Consider the following 20,495-nt stretch of genomic DNA (forward strand, 5'->3'; position numbering starts at 1 on the left):
GTCGCCGGCGTTGCCTCAACCCTCAAGGCGATAACCGGCTGAACGGAGCTGACGCCCGCCAATGCAAAACAACCTAAGCGATCAGCTTCGCCGAGTTCTCACACGGCCTCGCCCCCGTTCCATACATTGAAATCTGATGCGAACGCGCCGCGGCATTATCTTGTCGCGCACACAACGCCGCCACGACCCCGGCGCTTGACCCAGAAAAAAGGGCGCTCGTGGCGCCCTTCATGCTTGGCAATGGACTGGTGAACTAGCCGTCCAGCTTGGCGCCACTGACCACCGCGTGCAGGTCGATCAATCCGACCATGCGGCTGTCATGGGTAACAATACCATTGAGCAGTTCAGTATCGACCGAATTGCCTTCCGGTACATTGTGGATATCGTCGCGCGAGACCGTCAGAATGTCACTGACCGCATCGACCAGAATGCCAACCCATTTGTCGCCAACGCTCATCACCACCACCACATGGTTCTTGGTGGGCGAGGTCGGGCCGTCGCCAAAACGGGCCCGCAGATCAAAGATCGGCACAATCGTGCCGCGCAGATTGATCACACCACGCACGAACTCACGGGTATTGGGCAGCGGCGTCGCGCCGTTCCAGGCCCGGATTTCCCGCACCGTGGTAATCTCCACGCCATAAGTCTGCTCACCGATCGAAAAAGCGATCAATTGCAGGGAATTCTGGGCGGCGATGGCGGACTTGTCGCCCATCTCGTCGCGCATACCGAGCGCTTCCATAGTTATTGCCTTTCTTTCGCCTGTTCTGGACGAACTACACTTTTACAAACAGCCCTTAGGCCGCACTCTTCTGAATTATCGAGGTCTTGAGGCCCTGCACATCAACGATCAGCGCCACATTGCCGTCACCCAGGATCGTGCCGCCAGCGACGCCTTCCACACTCTGGAAGTTCTCTTCCAGAGATTTGATCACCACCTGCTGCTGGCCGATAATGTCGTCGACGACGAGTGCCACCTTGTGGCTTCCCTCCGCCTCACACAGCACCACGAACCGGTTTTCCTGGGCAGTGTCGGCAACCAGATCGAAACGCTCGACCAGATCGATGACCTGAACATACTCGCCGCGAACCTGCAGCACCTGGCCACCGCTGGGCACCCGCTCGAAGCTGGCACGTGAACACTGAATGGTCTCAACAATCGAGCTCAGCGGCACCACATAGGGGCTGCCCCCCACCCGGACCAGCATGACGTCGAGCACCGCCAGGGTAAGCGGCAGGCGCAGCGTCATCCGCGTGCCCTTGCCGGTCCAGCTGCGCACATGCACCGAGCCACCAATCTTCTTGATATTGCTCAGCACCACATCCATGCCAACCCCGCGACCCGACAGATCGCTGACCTCACTGGCGGTCGAAAATCCGGGCGCAAAGATCAACTGGTCGATCTGCTCCTCGGTCGGATTGGCATCAGGGGCGACAACGCCCTTGTCGCGCGCCACCTGCAGCACACGCTCGCGATTGATCCCGCCGCCATCATCTTCGACGATGATCAGGATATTGCCACCCGCCTGCTCGGCCGACAGGCGAATCGTGCCGGTCTCGTTCTTGCCGCGCGCGGTGCGGACGTCTGGTGTTTCGATACCGTGATCGGCTGAGTTGCGGATCATATGCGTCAGGGGATCGGACAACTGCTCGATCACCGTCTTGTCGATTTCGGTGTTTTCGCCGATCGTCTCGAGCTTGATCTTCTTGTCGGTCTTGGTCGCCAGCTCGCGCACCAGGCGCGGCATGCGCGAGAACACCGATTTGACCGGTTGCGCGCGAATGGCCATCACCGAATCCTGCAGACCACGGGTGGTCTGCGCCAACACTTCAAGGCCACGCACCAGTTCGGTATACCGCACCCGCAGGGTCTCATCCATCTGCTGGGTCAGCATTGACTGGGTGATCACGAGTTCGCCCACCATGTTGACCACACGATCGACCTTGTCGAGATCAACCCGGATCGACTGCACCCCAACAGCGCGGCCGCTGCTTTCCTCACTATCCGATGGCGTGGCGGCAGCCAGCACGACGGGTTTGGGAGGTGTTTTGACAACTGGTGGCGGGGCCATCGATTCGGCCAGCTCGGCAAAGCTCAGCGCCGGTGGTTCCTCAAAGCTGTCCTGAGCCGTCGCCGCCAGGCTGGGCTGGGGCGCTTCTTCCTTGTCGAAATCGAGCAGGTCGGCAATTTCTTCGTCGGCCAGTGCCAGCAGGTCATCAACGCCATTGGCGGCCACCGGTGCGACGGCATCGGCGACGGCATCGGCGACGGCAATGACGGCGTCCTCGCCATCATCGAGCGTGGCGCTGGCACCCAGCTGGGCCACGACAATGTCGCAGTCACCGTCAACGAACTCGAAGACTTCGCGGATCATCGCCTCGTTCAGCGTCGCCGAAACCAGGGTGATCTCCCAGCTGCAATACACTGCAAACGGCTCGAAATCGGCCAGTGCCGGAACCTCGCCAATCACTGCCCGCACATGCATCTCACCCAGAGCGGCCAGCTCGCGGAAGAGCAGCAGAGGATCATTGGCCCGCGCATAGAGGGCTCGATGCGGGGTGAATTTGATTTCCCAATGGCCGGATTCGATCTGCATCGGTGCGGCTTCAAAAGCGTCCTCAACCGGACTGTCGTCGCCGGCATCCAGCGCCATTGCCGCCTCGTCAGCGTCCAGCGCGTCGCTGCCCAGCTGCACCATTACCGGCACGAACTCAATGTCGAACTCTTCGACATGTTCACCGCCGACATCATCGTCCTCGCCCTTGTCCCCGCGCGCCAGCGCATCGAACCGGTTCTTTTCTTCCATGCCGTAATCGGCCGCCAACGCCTCGCCGGTCTGGGCGGCATTGACATGATCGGCAATAATGTCATTGGCGCGAATGCACAGCACAACGACGTCATCGGTCAGTTCAACCCGGCCGTCGCGGACATAGTCGAGCAAGGTTTCATAAGCGTGGGCAAAGCCCACCATGGCCGAGAACCCGAAGGCCCCGGCGCCGCCCTTGATCGAGTGTATGGCGCGGAACACCGCGTTTAACCGGTCAGCATCGCGTTCGCCCGCTTCAATTGCGGCGAACTGCTCCTCCAACTCGTTCAGGAGTTCGGAACACTCGTCAAAATAGGTGGCTTTGAAGTCGTCAAGATCACTCATGCGGGAAGTCCAACCCTTCTGGGCTCTTGGTGTTAATGCACCACGCGATGGATGACGGAGATCAGTTTTTCAGGATCGAATGGTTTGACAATCCAGCCGGTGCCCCCAGCCGCTTTGCCCTGATCACGCTTATCCTGCGATGTCTCGGTAGTCAGAATCAGGATCGGCAGGCTCTGGTGATTACCGGTGGCCCGGACATTGCGGATAAACTCGATGCCATCCATTATCGGCATGTTGATATCGGTAATGATCACGTCCACGGCCTCGGTCTTGAGCACATCAAGACCTTGCTGCCCGTCCTCAGCCTGCAAAACCTCAAATCCGGCATTGCTCAGCGTGTGGTGCAGCATGGCCAGGATTGTCCTCGAATCGTCCACGGTTAGAACCCGCAAAGCCGTCATCCTCTTATCATTCCTGAAAACTGCGTCCCAAGGCCCAGACGCTCAACGGCAGTGCTCATAGCCGCACTTGGCTGCAAGATAGCGAATTCGAGATGGTTTCTTCGAGCAGTCTCAGCTGCACTGATCAGCATGAACAATGCGTTGGTACTGACCCGCTCGACCCCGCCTGCATCAACCGCCACCGGACCTTCGTCGATCGCGTCCAGCAGCGCATCCCTGATGCCATCAAGCGAATCAAGGTCGATGATCGCGGGTAAAGCGACTGTTCTTTCGGCCTTGTTACTCATGTGTGCTGCCTGCCCCAGGAGATTCCTCAAGCATCCACATTCCACGGGAACGGTTTAAGAAGTGCTAAGTTCGGCCATACTCTGGTCACCACATGGACGCTATTTCGGCGTCCTGCGCTCCAAGGGCCATCAGCCCCTGCCTCCAAACCACTGCGGCGCGTCACTTCCCCGCTGCAGTTTTGCTTGCCTTGCCTGCTGGCGGAGGGGTAACGCAGGCATATCAGTCGAGATCGGACCCAGTATGACCAATTCCATCGCCCTCACTGGCCTGGCGCGCGACCTTGCCGCCCGCGCCGAAACCGGCAAGCCGATTCGCGTGGGCGTTATCGGCTCGGGGGAGATGGGGACCGATCTGGTGACCCAGATGAGCCTGATGACCGGCATTGAAATGGCGGCCATCGCCACCCGCCGCCCGCACACGGCGCTGGACGCCATGACCATTGCCTATGGCGATGACCGCCGGGGGCGCGTGGCCGACACGCCCGCCCAGGCCACCGCCGCCATCGAGGCGGGCAAGATTGCCATTACCTCGGCGGAAACCCTGGTCACCACCCCCAATATCGATGTCGTCATCGACGCCACTGGCAAGCCGGGCGTGGCCGCCGATTATGACCTGCTGGCCATGGAACATGGCAAGCATCTGGTGATGATGAATGTGGAAGCCGATGTCACCATCGGCCCCTATCTCAAGGCCCAGGCCGACCGGCTGGGCGTGATCTATTCCGTCGGTGCCGGCGATGAGCCCAGCTCCTGCATGGAACTGATTGAATTTGCTACAGCCTTGGGCCTGCCCATCGTTGCTGCCGGCAAGGGCAAGAACAACCCGCTCAAGCATGATGCGGTGCCTGATGACTATCGCGAAGAAGCGCTGCGCCGGAACATGAACCCGCGCATGCTGGTCGAATTTGTCGATGGGTCCAAGACCATGGTCGAGATGGCCGCCATCGCCAATGCGACCGGCCTGGTGCCCGATGTGCCGGGCATGCACGGCCCCAATACCGACCGCGACAACATGGCCAAGGTATTGATTCCACAGGCCGATGGCGGAATTCTGCACAAGAGCGGCGTGGTCGATTTCACCGTCGGCAAGGGTGTGGCGCCGGGCGTTTTCGTCATCGTCAAAGCCGAGCATCCCCGCATTATCGAGCGGATGGATGACCTCCATATCGGGCATGGACCGTATTACGCTTTCTTCCGCCCCTACCATCTGACGAGCCTGGAAGTCCCGCTGACCTGCGCCCGCATCATGCTGCATGGCAAGCCCGATATGGTGCCGCTGCCCAACCCGGTGGCCGAGGTCTGCGCCGTCGCCAAGCGCGATCTCAAGCCGGGCGAAGCCTTTGATGCCATTGGAGAAACCTGCTATCGCAGCTTCACCATGACCATCGGTGACAGCCGCGCTGCCAGGGCAATTCCGGTGGGTCTGCTGGAGGGCGGCAAGGTCACCGCAGCGGTCAAAAAGGGCGAGCTTTTGACCCAGGCCAACAGCCAGCCGGACACCTCTACCCGGCTATTTGCCCTGCGCCAGGCACAGGACCGAATGTTAGCAATCCTGTAGCATTATTGTAGCACTATTTTAGCACTCTTTGCCCATTGGGCGCCCGGACTGTCACCTTGGCTGGCCGGTAACTTGATTCTCCGATGCCGAGCGGCTAATTCCTGACTAACCAAATCAGGAAAGCGACCATGGACGTGATCGTCGACCCCCGCGCACCGCAGCGCCTCCGCCACGAAACCCGCATGCGCCTGCTCAAGGTGATCGCCATTGCCGATCTCACCCCCAGCATGCGCCGCATCACCCTTGCGGGCGATCTGACCGGCTTTGCCGCCCCCGGCCATGCCGACCATATCAAGGCCTTCTTCTTCCCCCCCGGCGTTGAACCGAAACTGGTACCGATCGGGCCGCGCGGCGCCGAATTCGCCGAGGGCGAACGGCCGGAAATGCGCGACTACACCCCGCGGCAATATGACCTCGATGCCGGCACGCTGGATCTCGATTTCGTGCTGCATGGCGACGGCCCCGCCTCAAGCTGGGCGGCCCAGGCCAGCATCGGCCAGACCCTGGTGATCGGCGGCCCGCGCGGCTCGCTGATCGTGCCGGCGGCGTTTGACTGGTATCTGCTGGCGGGCGACGAAACCGCCATCCCCGCCTTGGCCCGCCGCATCGCCGAACTGCCCGAAGGCGCCCCGGTGATCGCGGTGATCGAGGTGGACAACCCGGCCGAACACCAGCCCCTGCCCGGCAGTGCCGATGTGCGGCTCATCCATGTCTATCGCAATGGCGCGCCGGCCGGCAGCACCAGCCTGATACTCGACCGGCTCCGGGTGACCAGCTTCCCCGAGGGCACCGGCTATGCCTATGTCGCGGGCGAAGCCAGCATGAGCAAGGCGGTGCGCGCCCATCTGACCGGCGAGCGCGGCTTTGCCCCGGACTATGTCAAGGCCGCCGGCTACTGGCGGCTCGGCACGCCCGATGCGCAAGAGGACCATTAGCGGCACTTGCCGGCAGGTCATGGCGCGTGAGATGAATTGGCATGATCCAGCCCGGGCGCTGGCCGGATTGGACCGGCGCCCCACTCAACAAGGCCACACCCCATGAGCGTGATCGCCACCATCCTCGTTGCCCTGATTGCCCTGCTGCACCTTTATATCATGGTGCTCGAAATGTTCCTGTGGACCACCCCGCGCGCCCGCAAGGCGTTTGGCCTGACCCCGGAACTGGCCGCCCAGACCAAGGCGCTGGCCGCCAATCAGGGGCTCTATAACGGCTTTCTCGCTGCCGGGCTGATCTGGAGCCTGCTCTATCCCCTGCCCGGCTTTGCCTGGCAGCTCGCCATGTTCTTCCTGACCTGCGTCGCGGTGGCCGGGATTTTCGGCGCGGTGACCGCCAGCCGCAAGATAGTGTTCATCCAGACCGTGCCGGCCGTGCTGGCCATGCTGGCGCTGATGTTTGTGTGAACCACTGAAGCTTCAGTCGTCACCCTCCCCCCTGCGGGGAGGGTCAGGGAGGGGGGCGGCTCACCCCAATATGAGGGCTCTCGCACCCCCTCCCAACCTCCCCCGTAAAGGGGGAGGTGCCCACCGGTGATGGTGACGTGATCGCCTTCTAGCCCGCCAGCGCCGCCAGCACCCGGACCCAGCTGCGGATGCCGCGGTGGTAGCTGGCCAGATCGTATTTCTCGTTGGGCGAATGGATCTGGTCGTCGACATGGGCAAAGCCGATCAGCAGCGTATCGAGCCCCAGAATGCGCTTGAAATCGCCGGCGACCGGAATCGAGCCGCCCGAACCGGTCATCACCGCCGGCTTGCCCCATTCCGCCGACAGCCCGGCCAGCGCCTGGCGCAAATGCGTGCCGTCACTGGGCACGGTAATCGCCGGGGCGCCGCCATGGGCGGTGAACTTTACCGAGCAATCGGCCGGGATCATGGCCTGCACATGCTTGCGGAAGGCGGCGCGGATCTTGTCGGGCACCATGCCCGAGACCAGCCGGAAGCTTATCTTGGCGCTGGCCTTGGCCGGAATGACTGTCTTGAAGCCGTCCCCGGTATAGCCGCCGATCATGCCATTGATTTCGCAGGTGGGCCGCGCCCACAGCATTTCGAGCACGCTGCGGCCCGCCTCGCCCGCCGGAATCGATAGCCCGGCTTCGTCCAGATAGGCCGCCTCGTCAAACCCCAGCCCGGCCCATTGCGCCTTGAGCTCGGGGCTGATTTCGGCGACGTCGTCGTAAAACCCTTCCAGCGTCACGCTGCCATCGGGCGCCCGCAGGCTGGCAATGATCTCGGCCAGCAGCTGATTGGGGTTGCGCGCCGCATTGCCGAACATGCCCGAATGCAGATCCTTGTTGGCGCAGGTGATCTCTATTTCCTCACCCACCATGCCGCGCAGCATGGTGGTGATGGACGGGGTCTGGCGGTCCCACATATCGGTATCGCAGACCAGGGCGATATCGGCGGCGCCCAGCGCCTCCTTGTGGGCCTCCATGAAGGGCGGCAGGTTCTTGCCGCCGCTTTCCTCCTCGCCCTCCAGCATCAGCGACACGGTGACCGGCAGGGCGCCCGCCACCGCCTGCCAGGCGCGGCAGGCTTCGATGAAGGTCAGCATCTGGCCCTTGTCATCGGAGGCGCCGCGCGCCACGATCACCTTGCGCCCCTTGGCATCGGTGCTCAGCACCGGCTCGAACGGATCGCTGTGCCAGAGCGCGACCGGATCGACCGGCTGCACGTCATAATGGGCGTAAAACAGCACATGCGGCCCGCTCTGTTCAGCCCCCTTGGCCCACACCACCGGATGGCCCGGCGTGGCATGCGCCGCCGCATCAAAGCCGATGCCCTTGAGTTCGCCGACAATCCAGTCGGCGGCACGCTGGCACTCGGCCTTGTAGGCCGGATCGGTGGAAATCGATTTGATGCGCAACAGCGCATAGAGGCGCTCGAGACTCTGCTCGAGCCCGGTATCGACATGGGCCAGAACCTGGTCCAATACCGCGTCGATTGGTTTGCTCATGGGGGCGACTCCTTGTTGCCGCTACCCTTGACCAAGCCGCGCCGCGCTGTCCAGCGCGGCGTGGCGCCGCAAGGGGCATGCGGGTTTGCGCAGGGCAATTTATATTGTCACACTATTGCCCCCATGCTTAAGGTCAAACCACGCAGTTTTGCGCCAGGAGAGCCGGCATGAGCACAGGGGCGGACCCACAGCGCAGCGCGGGCGATCTGATCGCCGCCATTGCCGGCCGCACGCTGCCGCGCAACCTGCATTCGCTGGTGCTCGGGCAATTGGGCCTGGCCATTGTCGGCGGCGAATTTGCCGAGGGCAGCATTCTGCCCGCCGACGCCGAACTGCTGCAGCGCTTTGGCGTGTCGCGCACCGTGCTGCGCGAGGCGCTGAAAACCCTCGCCGCCAAGGGCATGATCGAGGCGCGCGCCCGCATCGGCACCCGCGTGCTGCCGCGCGCCCGCTGGAGCCTGTTTGATGCCGATGTGCTGTCCTGGCACTTCCAGACCGGCCCTGACGAAGCGTTCTTGCGCAGCCTGGCCGAAATCCGCATCGGGGTTGAGCTGGAGTCAGCCGCGCTGGCTGCCAGCCGCCGCAGCGATGACCAGGCCCAGGCGCTGCTCGACTGCGCCCAGGCCATGGGCCAGACCACCAGCGCCGAGGATTTCGCCCGCACCGACCTGCTGTTTCACCGCACCGTGGCCGAGGCCTCGGGCAATCCCTTCATGGCCTCGATCAGCACGCTGGTGGAACTGGCCCTGACCGCTGCCTTCACCATCAGCTCCCCGGTCAACGACCCCGCCGCGCTGGCCGCCTCCGCCGCCGCCCACACCCGCATCGCCGAAGCGATCAAGGCCGGCGACGCAGCCCAAGCACGCGTGGCCATGCGCGCGGTGATTACCAATGGACTGGAACGGCAGATGAAGGCGCGGGGATGAGGGGATAAAGTCGTCGATGCCAAAGCGGGGGTGGAAGCGGTTCCACTTCCAGACAACCACGGAACCCTATGCCAGGTTCTTGATCTGTATGGGAATGGTGGAGCTGAGCGGGATCGAACCGCTGACCTCGTCATTGCGAACGACGCGCTCTCCCAACTGAGCTACAGCCCCACACCGGGCGCGATGATAGAGCCAGAATCCGGCGCGCGGCAAGAGGCTTGGCGCGCCGTTGGCAGGTGAAGATAGCGCTACCAGGGTATGGGCGCCCCCTCCCGGTCGTTGTGGACCCGACAAGCGACAACTGATCCCCGGGAGAACAAAGCAAAGCGAGTGGACATCTGCGTCTGGGCCTGCTTAGTCTTTGCCATATTTTGGGGGATTACGTTTTTGAAAAAATCTATTGTCGCCGCGACGGTCGTCGCGGTCTTGCTTGTTGGCTGCGCCACACCACCAAAGGATATCGCGCCGACCTATGTGTCGACCGGGCTCTACGAAAACCTCAGTTGCAAGCAACTCCGTGCCGAAGCCGAATCCGTTTCGGCCCGCGCAGCGGCAGCAAATGGGCTGCAGGAGAAGAACCGCGGCAGTGACGTCGCCATGACCACGGTGTCGCTGGTGCTGTTCTGGCCAGCCGCCTTTTTCATGAAGGGCGACGGCGCGGCGGCCGCCGAGGTTGGCCGCCTCAAGGGTGAAATGGTGGCGATCGAACAGGTCAACCGCATCAAGAATTGTGGCATCACCTTCGCCCCCAGCTAGGGCCGGAGACGGCCCTGATCCAGGGCGCCGGGGTGCCGCGCAAATCCAGCGCACCCGCTCGCGGTTTGGGGTGTGACGGCACAATGCCGCCCACCCCGCCTAGCTGCGCCGCCAGACGGTCGCCCGGCCACCGCTTGTCTCACTGGTAATGAAGGCGTCGATCTCGGGACCGGCAATTGGACGACCCCGCGCTAGCGCGGCTGGCCGCCAATGGTCTGCACCGCCCTTGCCCCGGCGGCAATGCCCGCCGCCATGGCGGCGGCCTCGTCCTGGCCTTCAAGCAGGGCCGCGAGGAACCCGGCGGCAAAGGCATCGCCTGCGCCGGTCGAATCGACCACCGTGACGGCGGGCGCCGGCAATTGATGCCGCACGCCAGCCTGCCCGCCCAGCGCCGCGCCAAGCCCGCCGCGCTTGACCACGACATTGCGGTAATGGGCGCCCAGCGCCACGATCTGCTGGCGATAGTCGGTCAGCCCGGTCAGCAGTTCGGCCTCGTCGGCATTGGCAAACAGCCAGTCGGCGCCCGCTGTCCAGGCGAGAAATTCGGCGGCGCCCGTTTCGGCCAGAAAGCCCACCGAGGCGGGGTCGACGGCAAGGGCAATGCCGCGCGCCTGGGCCTGGGCAAGCAGCGCCCGCACCGCCGCCCGCGGGCCCGGCGCGAAAAAGCTGTAGCCCGAGACCATCACCATGCTGACATCGTCGAGCAGGCTGGCCGGCAGATCGGCGACGCCGAGATTGAGATTGGCGCCACGATCGGTGAGGAAACTGCGCTCGCCATCGCCATCGACAATCGTCACCAGCACGCCCGAGGGCAGTTCGGTGTCGCCGGCCAGCACCGGCACCACGTTCAGACCGCGAAAATAGCCGGCATACAGGGCCAGGTCCGCCTGCCCGACCCGCGCGGCAAACACCACATCGGCCGCCATGGCGCCCAGCCACACCGCCTGATTGGCGCCCGAACCGCCGGGATGGCTGCGCACGGTGGCGCGGCGGTCACTGCCTTTGACGATGGGCCCTTCGGGCACCACGATGACATCGGTCATCACGTCGCCCACCACCAGAATGCGGCCGCTCATGCCCCATGGGCCGCCAGCGCCACGGCGATCCGGGCGGCGACTTTGGCATTGTTTTCCACCAGCGCGATATTGGCGACCAGCGACTTGCCATCGGTCAGCTCGAAGATCCGCTTGAGCAGAAACGGCGTCAATGCCTTGCGCGACACGCCTTCGGCCTCGGCCCCGGCAATCGCTTCGGCAATCCGCGCCTCGATGGCGGCCGGCTCCAGCGCATCGGCGGCCGGGATCGGATTGGCGATCAGCACGCCGCCCATGCCCAGGGCCGTCTGGTGGGCGATGACCTTGGCGATATCGGCGACATCGTCAAAGCGGTGATCGACCGGATAGCCGCTCTGGCGCGCCCAGAAGGCGGGGAAGTCATCGGTGCCATAGCCCAGCACCGGCACGCCATTGCTCTCGAGCACCTCGAGTGTCTTGGCGATGTCGAGGATCGATTTGGCCCCGGCGCAGACCACCGCCACCGGGGTACGGCTGAGCTCCTGCAGGTCAGCGGAAATATCAAAGGTCTCCTCGGCTCCCCGATGCACCCCGCCAATGCCGCCCGTGGCGAACACGGCAATGCCGGCCAGCGCCGCGATCTGCATGGTGGTGGCCACGGTGGTGCCGGCAATCTCGCCCTTGACCAGCAGCGCGCTCACATCGCGCCGGCTGGCCTTGGCGGCACGGCCACCGGCCAGCGCCAGCCGCTCGAGATCGGCGCCCGAGACGCCGACGCAGAATCTGGAATCCATGATGGCAATGGTGGCCGGCACCGCGCCATGCTGGCGGATCACCGCCTCGACATTCTGCGCCATTTCCAGGTTCTGCGGATAGGGCATGCCATGGGTGATGATGGTGGATTCCAGCGCCACCACCGGCTTGCCGGCATCAAGCGCCTGCTGCACTTCGGCACTGATGAAGAGATAGGAGCTGGCGGTCATGTCTGGTCCTCTGGGGCAAAGCGCGGGCGTGGCCGGACGGCCCGGCCGGCGGGGCTTTTGCGCCCGGTTGTCGTCACCCGTCAACCCCTACCACAGCATGCCTCCAAATACCTTGTCCACCGCCCGGTTTCGCTCTACCTTTGCCCTTCCACCCAGCCAGAAAGGGCAGTGCACTGAACCAGACCAGCATTGATCGCGCCGCCGATCGATACGCGCCGCCTGGCGCGCCCCGTTCAGTCATCTTGTCCAGCGCTTTTGCGCGCCCAGTGGCCACGCCGCGCCAGGGGCCGGCCCTGCATCAACCGGACGTGGAAAGATAACCGCCGGCCCTGCCCGATCCGGCAGCTGTGGCCGGATCTTCCAAGCGCGCTGCGGCGCCCATATGCCCAAAAAGACATACCAACGATGCCAACAGGAGCTTCCGTCCCGATGAACAAACCGCTTGCACTCGCCCTCGGCGCCCTGCTGATCGCCAGCCCTGCGCTGGCCCAGGAAGAAGCCGTGCTCAACGTCTATAACTGGTCCGACTATATTGCCGAGGACACCATTGCCAATTTCGAGGCAGAGACCGGCATCAAGGTCAATTACGACGTCTATGACAGCAATGAGATTGTCGATGCCAAGCTGCTGGCCGGCAATTCGGGCTATGACATTGTCGTGCCGTCGGGCAATTTCGTCGAACGCCAGATCAAATTCGGCCTGATCGCCCCGCTCGACAAATCCAAGCTGACCAATCTGGGCAATCTCGACCCCGCCGTGATGGCGACTGCCACCGGTCAGGACCCCGACAACGCCCATGCCGTGCCCTATATGATCAACACCATCGGCTATGGCTACAATGTCGCCAAGGTTGCCGAAATCCTCGGTGACAGCGCCCCCACCGACAGCTGGGACTTGATCTTCAAGCCCGAATTTGCCGAGAAGCTGTCCGCCTGCGGCATCAGCCTGCTCGACAGCCCCTCCGAAGTCACCGGCATTGCGCTGCACTATCTGGGGCTCGACCCCAATTCGGAAAACGCCGACGACCTGGCCAAGGCCGAGGAACTGCTGACCGCGATCAAGCCGCATATCCGCTACTTCAACTCCAGCCAGTACATTGATGATCTGGGCAATGGCGAGATCTGCGTGGCGCTCGGCTATTCGGGCGACATCTTCATCGCCGCTGACGCCGCTGCCGCCGCCGATGCCGGCGTCGAGGTGCAGTATGTGATCCCCAAGGAAGGCGCCGCGACGCTGTTCGACTTCCTGGCCATTCCCGCCGATGCGCCCCATCCCGACAACGCCCACAAGTTCATCAACTACATCCTTGAGCCCGAGGTCGTGGCCGACATCACCAATTACGTATTCTACGCCAACCCCAATCTGGCAGCGACCGAGTTTGTGGCCGATGAGGTCAAGAACAATCCGGGCATCTACCCGCCGGCCGAAACCATCGCCAAGGCCTTCGTCATGGGCGCCCACAACCCGGACTTTGAAGAGACGCTGACCCGCACCTGGACCCGGATCAAGACCGGCTACTAGGTTTATCCGGGGGCGGCCCAGGCCGCCCCCTCCGCCTCACTCAGGGTTCGACATGGTCAAAAATCCGCAGCTCGCCATCGACACGCGCCCCTGGCGCGACCCGACCGCAACCCCGTTTGTGCGCCTCCGCAACGTCACCAAGAAGTTCGGCGATATCTTCGCCGTCTCCGATGTGTCGCTCGACATCTACAAGTCCGAGCTGTTCTGCCTGCTGGGCGGCTCGGGCTCGGGCAAGTCGACGCTGTTGCGCATGCTGGCCGGCTTTGAACAGCCCACGGCCGGCACCATCGAGATCGACGGCCAGGACATGACCCATGTCCCGCCCTATAACCGGCCGGTCAACATGATGTTCCAGTCCTATGCGCTGTTCCCGCATATGAATGTCGAGCAGAACATCGCCTATGGCCTCAAGCGTGACGGCCTGCCGCGCGCCGAGATTGCCGAGCGCGTTGCCGAATTGCTGACCCTGGTCAAGCTGCAGGGCTATGGCGCGCGCAAGCCGCATCAGCTCTCGGGCGGGCAGCGCCAGCGCGTCGCCCTGGCGCGGGCGCTGGCCAAGCGACCCAAGCTGCTGCTGCTCGACGAACCGCTGGGCGCGCTCGACAAGAAGCTGCGCGAGGAAACCCAGTTCGAACTGGTCAAGATCCAGGAGACGCTGGGCGTCACCTTCATCGTGGTCACCCATGACCAGGAAGAGGCCATGAGTCTGGCCACCAGGATCGGGGTGATGGATCAGGGCGAGATCGCCATGATCGGCGAGCCTACCGACATCTATGAATTCCCCAATTCCAAATTCGTCGCCGGCTTCATCGGCTCGGTCAATATGGTCGAGGGCGTGGTCACCGAGGATGAGCCGGGCCATATCCGCATCCGCTCCGAGGAGCTCGGCTGCGATATCTATGTCGGTCATGGCGTCGACTGCGCGCCTGATCAGCGCCTGAGCTGGGCAATCCGCCCGGAAAAGCTGGCGCTCAGCCGCGAGCGCCCAGCCGGCCTGTTCGACGCCAATGTGACCCAGGGCACTGTCGAGGAGATCAGCTATCTGGGCGATGTCAGCGTCTATCAGGTGCTGCTGGCCAGCGGCAAACGCCTGCGCGTGACCCAGACCAACACCATGCGCGGCAATCCCGATGCCATCACCTGGGACGAAGCGGTCTATCTGACCTGGGGCGACAGCGCCGGCTCGGTGCTGACCGTATGAGCAGTCACGACACCCATCATGCCCCGCCGCCGCGTCCCCGGGTCTGGTCCGGCGTCGAGCGCGCGCTGGCCGCGGTCGGCATTTCCGGCAAGGCTTTGGTGATTACCGCCCCGGCCATCTGGCTGACGGTGTTTTTCCTCGTGCCGCTGGCCGTGGTGTTCGGGATTTCGCTGACCATCAAGCAGTTCGGCCGCCCGCCCTATACGCCGCTGCTGACCAATGAAGAGGGCACGGTGCAACTCACCCTGCACCTCAACAATTATCTGCGCCTGTTCACCGACCAGCTCTATGTCGCGGCCTATCTGAACTCGGCCAAGATTGCCTTTATCTCAACTGTCATCACCCTGCTCATCGGCTACCCCATGGCCTATGTGATCGGACGGGCGCCCGACCAGTGGCGCAATATCCTGCTGATGCTGGTCATCCTGCCGTTCTGGACCTCGTTCCTGCTGCGCGTCTACGCACTGAGCGGCTTCATGCGCGGCAATGGCGTCATCAACCAGTTCCTTGCCCTGTTCGGCATCGAGCCGCTGGTGATGATGCAAACCGATTTCGCCGTCTATGTCGGCATTGTCTATACCTACCTGCCCTTCATGATCCTGCCGCTCTACACCAATCTGGTGAAGCTCGACGGCACCCTGCTGGAGGCCTCGGCAGATCTGGGCGCCCGCCCGGTCCGCACCTTCCTGTCCATCACCCTGCCCCTGTCCATGCCCGGCATTCTGGCCGGCTCCATGCTGGTGTTCATCCCGGCGATCGGCGAGTTCGTCATTCCCGCGCTGCTCGGCGGCCCGGGCACGCTGATGATCGGCCGCGTGCTCTGGGACGAGTTCTTTGCCAATACCAACTGGCCGCGCGCCGCCGCCGTCGCCATCGCCATGCTGGTGGTGGTCGTCATACCCGTCATGTTGCTGCAACGCGCCCAGGATGCGATGCGCGACAAAGAGCAGGCCAGTTAGATGCGGCGCAGCTGGTTCCTCACCATCGCGGCGACGCTGGGCTTCGCCTTTCTGTACGCCCCCATCATTTCGCTGGTGGTGTTCTCGTTCAATGAGAGCAGCCTGGTCACGGTGTGGTCGGGCTTTTCCACCAAATGGTACGGCGCCCTGCTGGCCGATCCGCAGATCCTGGGCGCGGCCTGGCTGAGCCTGCAGGTCGCCTTTGTGGCCGCAACCATCGCCGTGGTGCTGGGCACGCTGTGCGCGGTGGCGCTGGTGCGGTTTCGCCGCTTCCGCGGCCGCACCATGCTGGCGGCCACCGTTGCCGCGCCGCTGGTCATGCCCGATGTGATTACCGGCCTGTCGCTGCTGCTGCTGTTTGTCGCCATGGAAGGCATTCTTGGCTGGCCGGCTGGGCGTGGCCTGATGACCATCATCATTGCCCACGCCACCTTCTGCATGGCCTATGTAGTGGTGGTGGTGCAGTCGCGCCTGACCGATCTTGATCTCAGCCTCGAAGAAGCGGCGATGGATCTGGGTGCCACCCCGGTACGGGTGTTCTTCGACATCACCTTGCCCATCATCGCCCCGGCGCTGATTTCGGGCTGGCTGCTGGCCTTTACCCTTTCGCTCGACGATCTGGTGATCGCCAGCTTCGTCTCGGGTCCTGGCTCCTCCACCCTGCCCATGGTGATCTTCTCCAAGGTCCGGCTCGGCGTCTCCCCTGACGTCAATGCGCTGGCCACCATCATCATCGGCTTCGTTACCCTGGGGGTAGTCGCCGCCACGCTGCTGCAACGGCGCTCCCGGCCGAAACATCCGCTGCCCTAGACAGACCTACCAAATCAGCGCAGGCTCCCCTTATGTTCAACCAACGTAAAGGAGGTGATCCAGTGGTTTATGAGGTTTTGGTTCTCGAAGCAGGTCTTGGATTTACGGTGATGACAGGGAGTGATCCCACATAAGCACCCACCTCCACGGCACTCGAGGCCGATAGACTCGGAAAGGGCCGTCCGTCAGGGCGGCCCTTTTTCACGCGCCCTGCCGATCTGCTGGCCAGCGCCGCCCCACCCTTGACGCGCGCGCCCAAGCCATTGATACCGCTGCCAAGATCACTGGAGACCCTGCCATGTCCGCTGCCAATTTCGTGCTGACCCTGTCCTGCGCCGACCGCCCCGGCATCGTCGCCGCCGTCACCACCGAACTGGCCGCCCTGGGCGCCAATATCGCCGAATCCAATCAGTTCTGGGATCGCGAAACCGGTCGCTTCTTCATGCGCCTGGCCTTCACCGCGCCCGCCACGGTGGGCCGCGAGGCGCTGGATCGGGCGCTGAAATCACCCATCGAACGCTTCTCGATGCAGACCAGCCTGACGGAGCTCAGCCAGCGCAAGCGCATCGTCATCCTGGTCTCCAAATTCGACCATACCCTGCTGCACCTGCTCTACCAGATCCGCGTCGGCTGGCTCGATGCCGATGTCGCCGCCATCATTTCCAACCACCCCGACGTGCGCAAGATTGCCGAAGACGCCGCCATCCCGTTCCATCTGCTGCCGGTGACCAAAGACACCAAGCCGGCGCAGGAAGCCAGAATCCTGGAAATCGTGCACCAGAGCGGCGCCGATCTGGTGGTGCTGGCGCGTTATATGCAGGTGCTCTCGGACACGCTGTCGACCCGACTGTTCGGTCGGGTGATCAACATCCACCACTCCTTCCTGCCCAGCTTCAAGGGGGCCAAGCCCTATCACCAAGCCCATGAGCGCGGCGTCAAGCTCATCGGCGCCACCGCCCATTACGTCACCCCCGATCTTGATGAAGGCCCGATCATCGAGCAGGAAACCGCCCGCGTCACCCACGCCATGAGCGCTGAGGACCTGGTCGCCGCCGGCCGCGACATCGAAAGCCGCGTGCTGGCCCGTGCCGTCAAGCTGCACCTGGAAAACCGGGTCATGCTGAACGGCAAGAAGACCGTGGTGTTCGGCTAGACCGGCAGATCCTGCAGCCGCAGTGAATCGGCCAGCGTGGTGCTGTCGAGCACGGCGCGGGTGGCCAGTGTGACCCGCTCGAACACGTGGCGGATTTCGCAGGACGCTTCGTCCTGGCAGTCGGCGCATTTCCTGTAGGCGATCTTGGACAGGCAGGGCAGCGGCGCGATCGGCCCGTCGATCAGCCGCAGCACCTCGCCGAACATGATGTCTTCAGGCGCCTTGAGCAGCACATAACCGCCCGACCGACCGCGCCGGCTGGCCACAAAACCGGCCCGCTTGAGCTCAAGCAGGATCTGTTCGAGGAATTTCTTGGGGATCGACTGCGCCCGGGAAATCTCGCCGATCATCACGCTGGTGCCGGGCTCAACCCGGGCCAGCGACACCAGCGCGCGCAACGCATATTTGGCCTTTTGCGAAATCATCGAACCGCTAACCCTTGGGCTCAGGCAGCACTTCAGGCGCCACGCTTTCAGCCGGCCTGTCCTCGTCGGTCGGCGCCGGCGCCGGTCCGCCTTCACTGACTTCATCGGCCTTTTGTTGCGCCAGTTCCGCGTCGGCCACGGCCGCTACGGGTTCGGCCGGCGCGGCGTCAGCAGTGGTCGCCGGGGCGAGCTCAGCCTCGGCCGCAACGTCAATCTCCGCCGCCGCCGCAGCGTCGGTCGCACCATCGTCGGCTAGAACACCCTCGGCTGCTGCTGCATCGGCAGCACTGTCCTCGCCCGGGCTGTCATCCCCGCTCGGCGCCGGCAAGATCGGCTGCAGCGTGGCAGGCGGCACCTCAATCGCAGTGGTCGGCGCTGGCAAGATGATGACGTCAGCCACCGGTTTGGCCTCGACCACCGCAATCTCTGCCGGCTCAGGGCTGTCGTCCTTGGCAGCTGGCGCTTCTGGCTCAACCGGGCTGTCCGGCGTTTCCGTGCTGGCCGCTGCTGTTGCTGTTGCTGCGGCCATGGCCGAGCGCGCGGCCACCTGTTCGAGCAGATTGTCGACCGGCGGGAGTTTGGGCCCGACCGCGACGGCGTCACCGACCGGTTCGGCCTGACGTTCGCCGCGCAGCCAGGCCAGCATGCCCAGGCCGATTTCGTGCTCGCCGCTGATCACCACATCGGCGCCAAGTCCGCGCAGATGCTCTTCTTCGGCTTCGGAATGCGCCCGCGCAATGATGCGGATGGCGGGATTGGACCGCCGCCCCTCTTCACACACGCTGCCCGCCTCAAAGCCATCGGGAATGGCGATCAGCAGACAGTCCGCCGCCGCCAGATTGGCCAGGGCCAGCACCTCCGACCGGGCCGCATGGCCCAGCACGGTCTCGATGCCCAGCGCTCGCGCCAGGGCAACATGGTGTTCATTGTCCTCGATCAGCACCAGTGGCGCGCCGGCAACGTGCAGGCTTTCCCCCACCACCCTGCCGACCCTGCCAAAGCCCACCAGCACGGTGTGGCCGGTCTGCTGGCTCGGCGCGACCCCGTCCGCTTCGAGCGCGTCGCCAGTGGCCTGGTCCGTGGCCTGCACACTGGCCGCTCCGGTAGCGGGCTCGATCCGCTCGCCATCGCCGGCGCCCCGGTCTGTCTTGCGCGCCGCCGATCTGGCCTCCAGCCGCGGCCTGATCCGGTCCACCACCCAAAACGCCAGCGGGTTGAGCATGATGGAAATCAGCGCGCCCGCCAGGATCAGGTCCTGGCCTTCCCGCGGCAGAATCGCCAGCGCCACGCCCATGCTGGCGACGATGAACGAGAATTCCCCGATCTGCGCCAGCGACGCCGAAATTGTCAGCGCCGTGGCCAGCGGCCGCCGGAACAGCAGGATGATCAAGAACGAGGCCGCCGACTTGCCCAGCACGATGATCGCCACCGTCGCCAGCACGGGCAGCGGACTGGTGACGATGATCATCGGGTCAAACAGCATGCCGATCGAGACAAAGAACAGCACCGCAAAGGCGTCGCGCAGTGGCAGGGTTTCCTGTGCCGCGCGCTGCGACAGCTCGCTTTCCGACAGGATCATGCCGGCAAAGAACGCCCCCAGCGCCAGCGACACGCCAAACAGCATGGCCGAGCCCAGCGCCACGCCCAGCGCCATGGCCAGCACCGCCAGCCGGAACAGTTCGCGGCTGCCGGTATGGGCGGTGCCATGCAGCATCCACGGGATGATCCGCCGGCCGACCACCAGCATGAAGCCGATAAAGGCGGCAATCTTGATCAGGGTCAGGCCCAGCACGCCCCAGATCCCGACCTCATTGCCGATCAGCCGCTCGACAAACGAGCGGAACGGATCATGCACCCCGGTGTCGCCAGTGCCCAGGCCGGCAATCACCGGCACCAGCACCAGCGCCAGCACCATGGCCAGATCTTCCACGATCAACCAGCCCACCGCGATCCGGCCACGCTCGGTGTCGACCAGCCGCCGCTCTTCCAGCGCCTTGAGCAGCACCACGGTGGAGGCCACCGACAGCGCCAGACCAAACAGCAGGCCGGCGCCCAGCCCCCAGCCCAGCAGGCTCGCCAGCCCCAGGCCCAGCAGCGTGGCAAAGCCGATCTGCACCAGCGCCCCCGGGATCGCCAGGGCGCGCACGCTCATCAGATCCTTGAGCGAGAAATGCAGCCCCACCCCGAACATCAGCAGGATGACGCCCAACTCGGCCAGCTCGGCCCCCAGCGCCTGGTCGGCGACAAAGCCCGGCGTATAGGGACCGACCGCAATGCCGGCGAACAGATAGCCCACCAGGGGCGGCAGTTTCAGCCGCTGCGCGATCATGCCGAAGATATAGGCCAGCACCAGACCCGCAACGATCATCGTGATCAGGGGGGTGTCGTGCGGCATGCTGGC

The 20,495-nt window shown here is 64.0% G+C and carries 18 protein-coding genes, 1 tRNA gene and 1 pseudogene; 10 read left to right on the plus strand and 10 right to left on the minus strand.

Annotation, left to right across the window (positions count from 1 at the left end; all coding sequences use genetic code 11):
• Positions 1-253 precede the first annotated feature (253 nt).
• From ABFY71_RS02485 to ABFY71_RS02500, 4 genes are read right to left on the minus strand one after another with little or no spacing between them, the layout of a single operon-like run.
• Complete coding sequence (locus tag ABFY71_RS02485; protein ID WP_193334385.1) at positions 254-742, minus strand: chemotaxis protein CheW; 489 nt, start codon at positions 740-742, stop codon at positions 254-256.
• Between the two features lie 55 nt (positions 743-797).
• On the minus strand, positions 798-3,152 hold the full coding sequence (locus ABFY71_RS02490; RefSeq protein WP_347944533.1) for a chemotaxis protein CheA: 2,355 nt from the start codon (positions 3,150-3,152) through the stop codon (positions 798-800).
• Between the two features lie 32 nt (positions 3,153-3,184).
• On the minus strand, positions 3,185-3,553 hold the full coding sequence (locus tag ABFY71_RS02495; protein WP_305580782.1) for a response regulator: 369 nt from the start codon (positions 3,551-3,553) through the stop codon (positions 3,185-3,187).
• A complete protein-coding gene (locus ABFY71_RS02500; RefSeq protein WP_347944534.1) occupies positions 3,550-3,840 on the minus strand; it encodes an STAS domain-containing protein in 291 nt (96 codons plus the stop codon). The genes ABFY71_RS02495 and ABFY71_RS02500 overlap by 4 nt, the downstream gene beginning before the upstream one ends.
• A 241-nt stretch (positions 3,841-4,081) precedes the next feature.
• Between ABFY71_RS02500 and ABFY71_RS02505 the strand changes: the two genes are divergently transcribed.
• The 3 genes from ABFY71_RS02505 (at position 4,082) to ABFY71_RS02515 (ending at position 6,798) form a co-directional block, all read left to right on the plus strand.
• The gene (locus ABFY71_RS02505; protein ID WP_347944535.1) at positions 4,082-5,398 is read left to right on the plus strand and encodes an NAD(P)H-dependent oxidoreductase; all 1,317 of its coding nucleotides are present in this window, start codon (positions 4,082-4,084) and stop codon (positions 5,396-5,398) included.
• A 128-nt stretch (positions 5,399-5,526) separates the two neighbouring features.
• Positions 5,527-6,333, plus strand: coding sequence for a siderophore-interacting protein (locus ABFY71_RS02510; protein ID WP_347944536.1), 807 nt, complete (start codon positions 5,527-5,529; stop codon positions 6,331-6,333).
• Positions 6,334-6,441: 108 nt separating this feature from the next.
• A complete protein-coding gene (locus ABFY71_RS02515) occupies positions 6,442-6,798 on the plus strand; it encodes a DUF1304 domain-containing protein (protein ID WP_347944948.1) in 357 nt (118 codons plus the stop codon).
• A gap of 148 nt (positions 6,799-6,946) precedes the next feature.
• On the opposite strand, the gene ABFY71_RS02520 is transcribed toward ABFY71_RS02515, so the two are convergent.
• On the minus strand, positions 6,947-8,347 hold the full coding sequence (locus tag ABFY71_RS02520; RefSeq protein WP_347944537.1) for a M20/M25/M40 family metallo-hydrolase: 1,401 nt from the start codon (positions 8,345-8,347) through the stop codon (positions 6,947-6,949).
• A gap of 167 nt (positions 8,348-8,514) precedes the next feature.
• Between ABFY71_RS02520 and ABFY71_RS02525 the strand changes: the two genes are divergently transcribed.
• On the plus strand, positions 8,515-9,273 hold the full coding sequence (locus tag ABFY71_RS02525; RefSeq protein WP_347944538.1) for a FadR/GntR family transcriptional regulator: 759 nt from the start codon (positions 8,515-8,517) through the stop codon (positions 9,271-9,273).
• Between the two features lie 95 nt (positions 9,274-9,368).
• Here the strand turns inward: ABFY71_RS02525 and ABFY71_RS02530 are convergent.
• A tRNA-Ala gene (locus ABFY71_RS02530) sits at positions 9,369-9,444 on the minus strand.
• Positions 9,445-9,603: 159 nt separating this feature from the next.
• On the opposite strand from ABFY71_RS02530, the gene ABFY71_RS02535 reads away from it, so the two are divergent.
• Entirely contained in the window at positions 9,604-10,029 is a 426-nt protein-coding gene (locus ABFY71_RS02535) for a hypothetical protein (RefSeq protein WP_347944539.1), read from the plus strand.
• A gap of 191 nt (positions 10,030-10,220) precedes the next feature.
• Here the strand turns inward: ABFY71_RS02535 and ABFY71_RS02540 are convergent, their stop codons facing one another.
• Both ABFY71_RS02540 and ABFY71_RS02545 read right to left on the minus strand, forming a co-directional pair.
• Positions 10,221-11,105, minus strand: a complete 885-nt coding sequence (locus ABFY71_RS02540) for a carbohydrate kinase family protein (protein WP_347944540.1) — start codon at positions 11,103-11,105, stop codon at positions 10,221-10,223.
• A complete protein-coding gene (locus tag ABFY71_RS02545) occupies positions 11,102-12,025 on the minus strand; it encodes a pseudouridine-5'-phosphate glycosidase (RefSeq protein ID WP_347944541.1) in 924 nt (307 codons plus the stop codon). The genes ABFY71_RS02540 and ABFY71_RS02545 overlap by 4 nt, the downstream gene beginning before the upstream one ends.
• Before the next feature lie 429 nt (positions 12,026-12,454).
• On the opposite strand from ABFY71_RS02545, the gene ABFY71_RS02550 reads away from it, so the two are divergent.
• From ABFY71_RS02550 to purU, 5 genes are all read left to right on the plus strand, one after another.
• Positions 12,455-13,546: a polyamine ABC transporter substrate-binding protein gene (locus tag ABFY71_RS02550; RefSeq protein WP_347944542.1), complete on the plus strand. Its 1,092-nt coding sequence runs from the start codon at positions 12,455-12,457 to the stop codon at positions 13,544-13,546.
• Between the two features lie 52 nt (positions 13,547-13,598).
• Positions 13,599-14,747, plus strand: coding sequence for an ABC transporter ATP-binding protein (locus ABFY71_RS02555; RefSeq protein ID WP_347944543.1), 1,149 nt, complete (start codon positions 13,599-13,601; stop codon positions 14,745-14,747).
• Complete coding sequence (locus tag ABFY71_RS02560; RefSeq protein ID WP_347944544.1) at positions 14,744-15,706, plus strand: ABC transporter permease subunit; 963 nt, start codon at positions 14,744-14,746, stop codon at positions 15,704-15,706. Before ABFY71_RS02555 ends, ABFY71_RS02560 begins: the two co-directional genes overlap by 4 nt.
• A complete protein-coding gene (locus ABFY71_RS02565) occupies positions 15,707-16,516 on the plus strand; it encodes an ABC transporter permease subunit (RefSeq protein ID WP_347944545.1) in 810 nt (269 codons plus the stop codon).
• Positions 16,517-16,814: 298 nt separating this feature from the next.
• Positions 16,815-17,669 carry a formyltetrahydrofolate deformylase gene (gene purU, locus ABFY71_RS02570; protein WP_347944546.1) on the plus strand — a complete coding sequence of 285 codons (855 nt, stop codon included), beginning with the start codon at positions 16,815-16,817 and terminating at the stop codon, positions 17,667-17,669.
• Here the strand turns inward: purU and ABFY71_RS02575 are convergent.
• Entirely contained in the window at positions 17,666-18,094 is a 429-nt protein-coding gene (locus ABFY71_RS02575) for an RrF2 family transcriptional regulator (protein ID WP_305579122.1), read from the minus strand. The two genes, purU and ABFY71_RS02575, sit on opposite strands and share 4 nt — an antisense overlap.
• Before the next feature lie 640 nt (positions 18,095-18,734).
• A pseudogene (locus ABFY71_RS02580) lies at positions 18,735-20,489 on the minus strand (cation:proton antiporter domain-containing protein); the annotation flags it as partial.
• Positions 20,490-20,495: the final 6 nt, after the last annotated feature.

This window comes from Devosia alba, from assembly GCF_039938915.1.
Classification (GTDB): domain Bacteria; phylum Pseudomonadota; class Alphaproteobacteria; order Rhizobiales; family Devosiaceae; genus Devosia; species Devosia alba.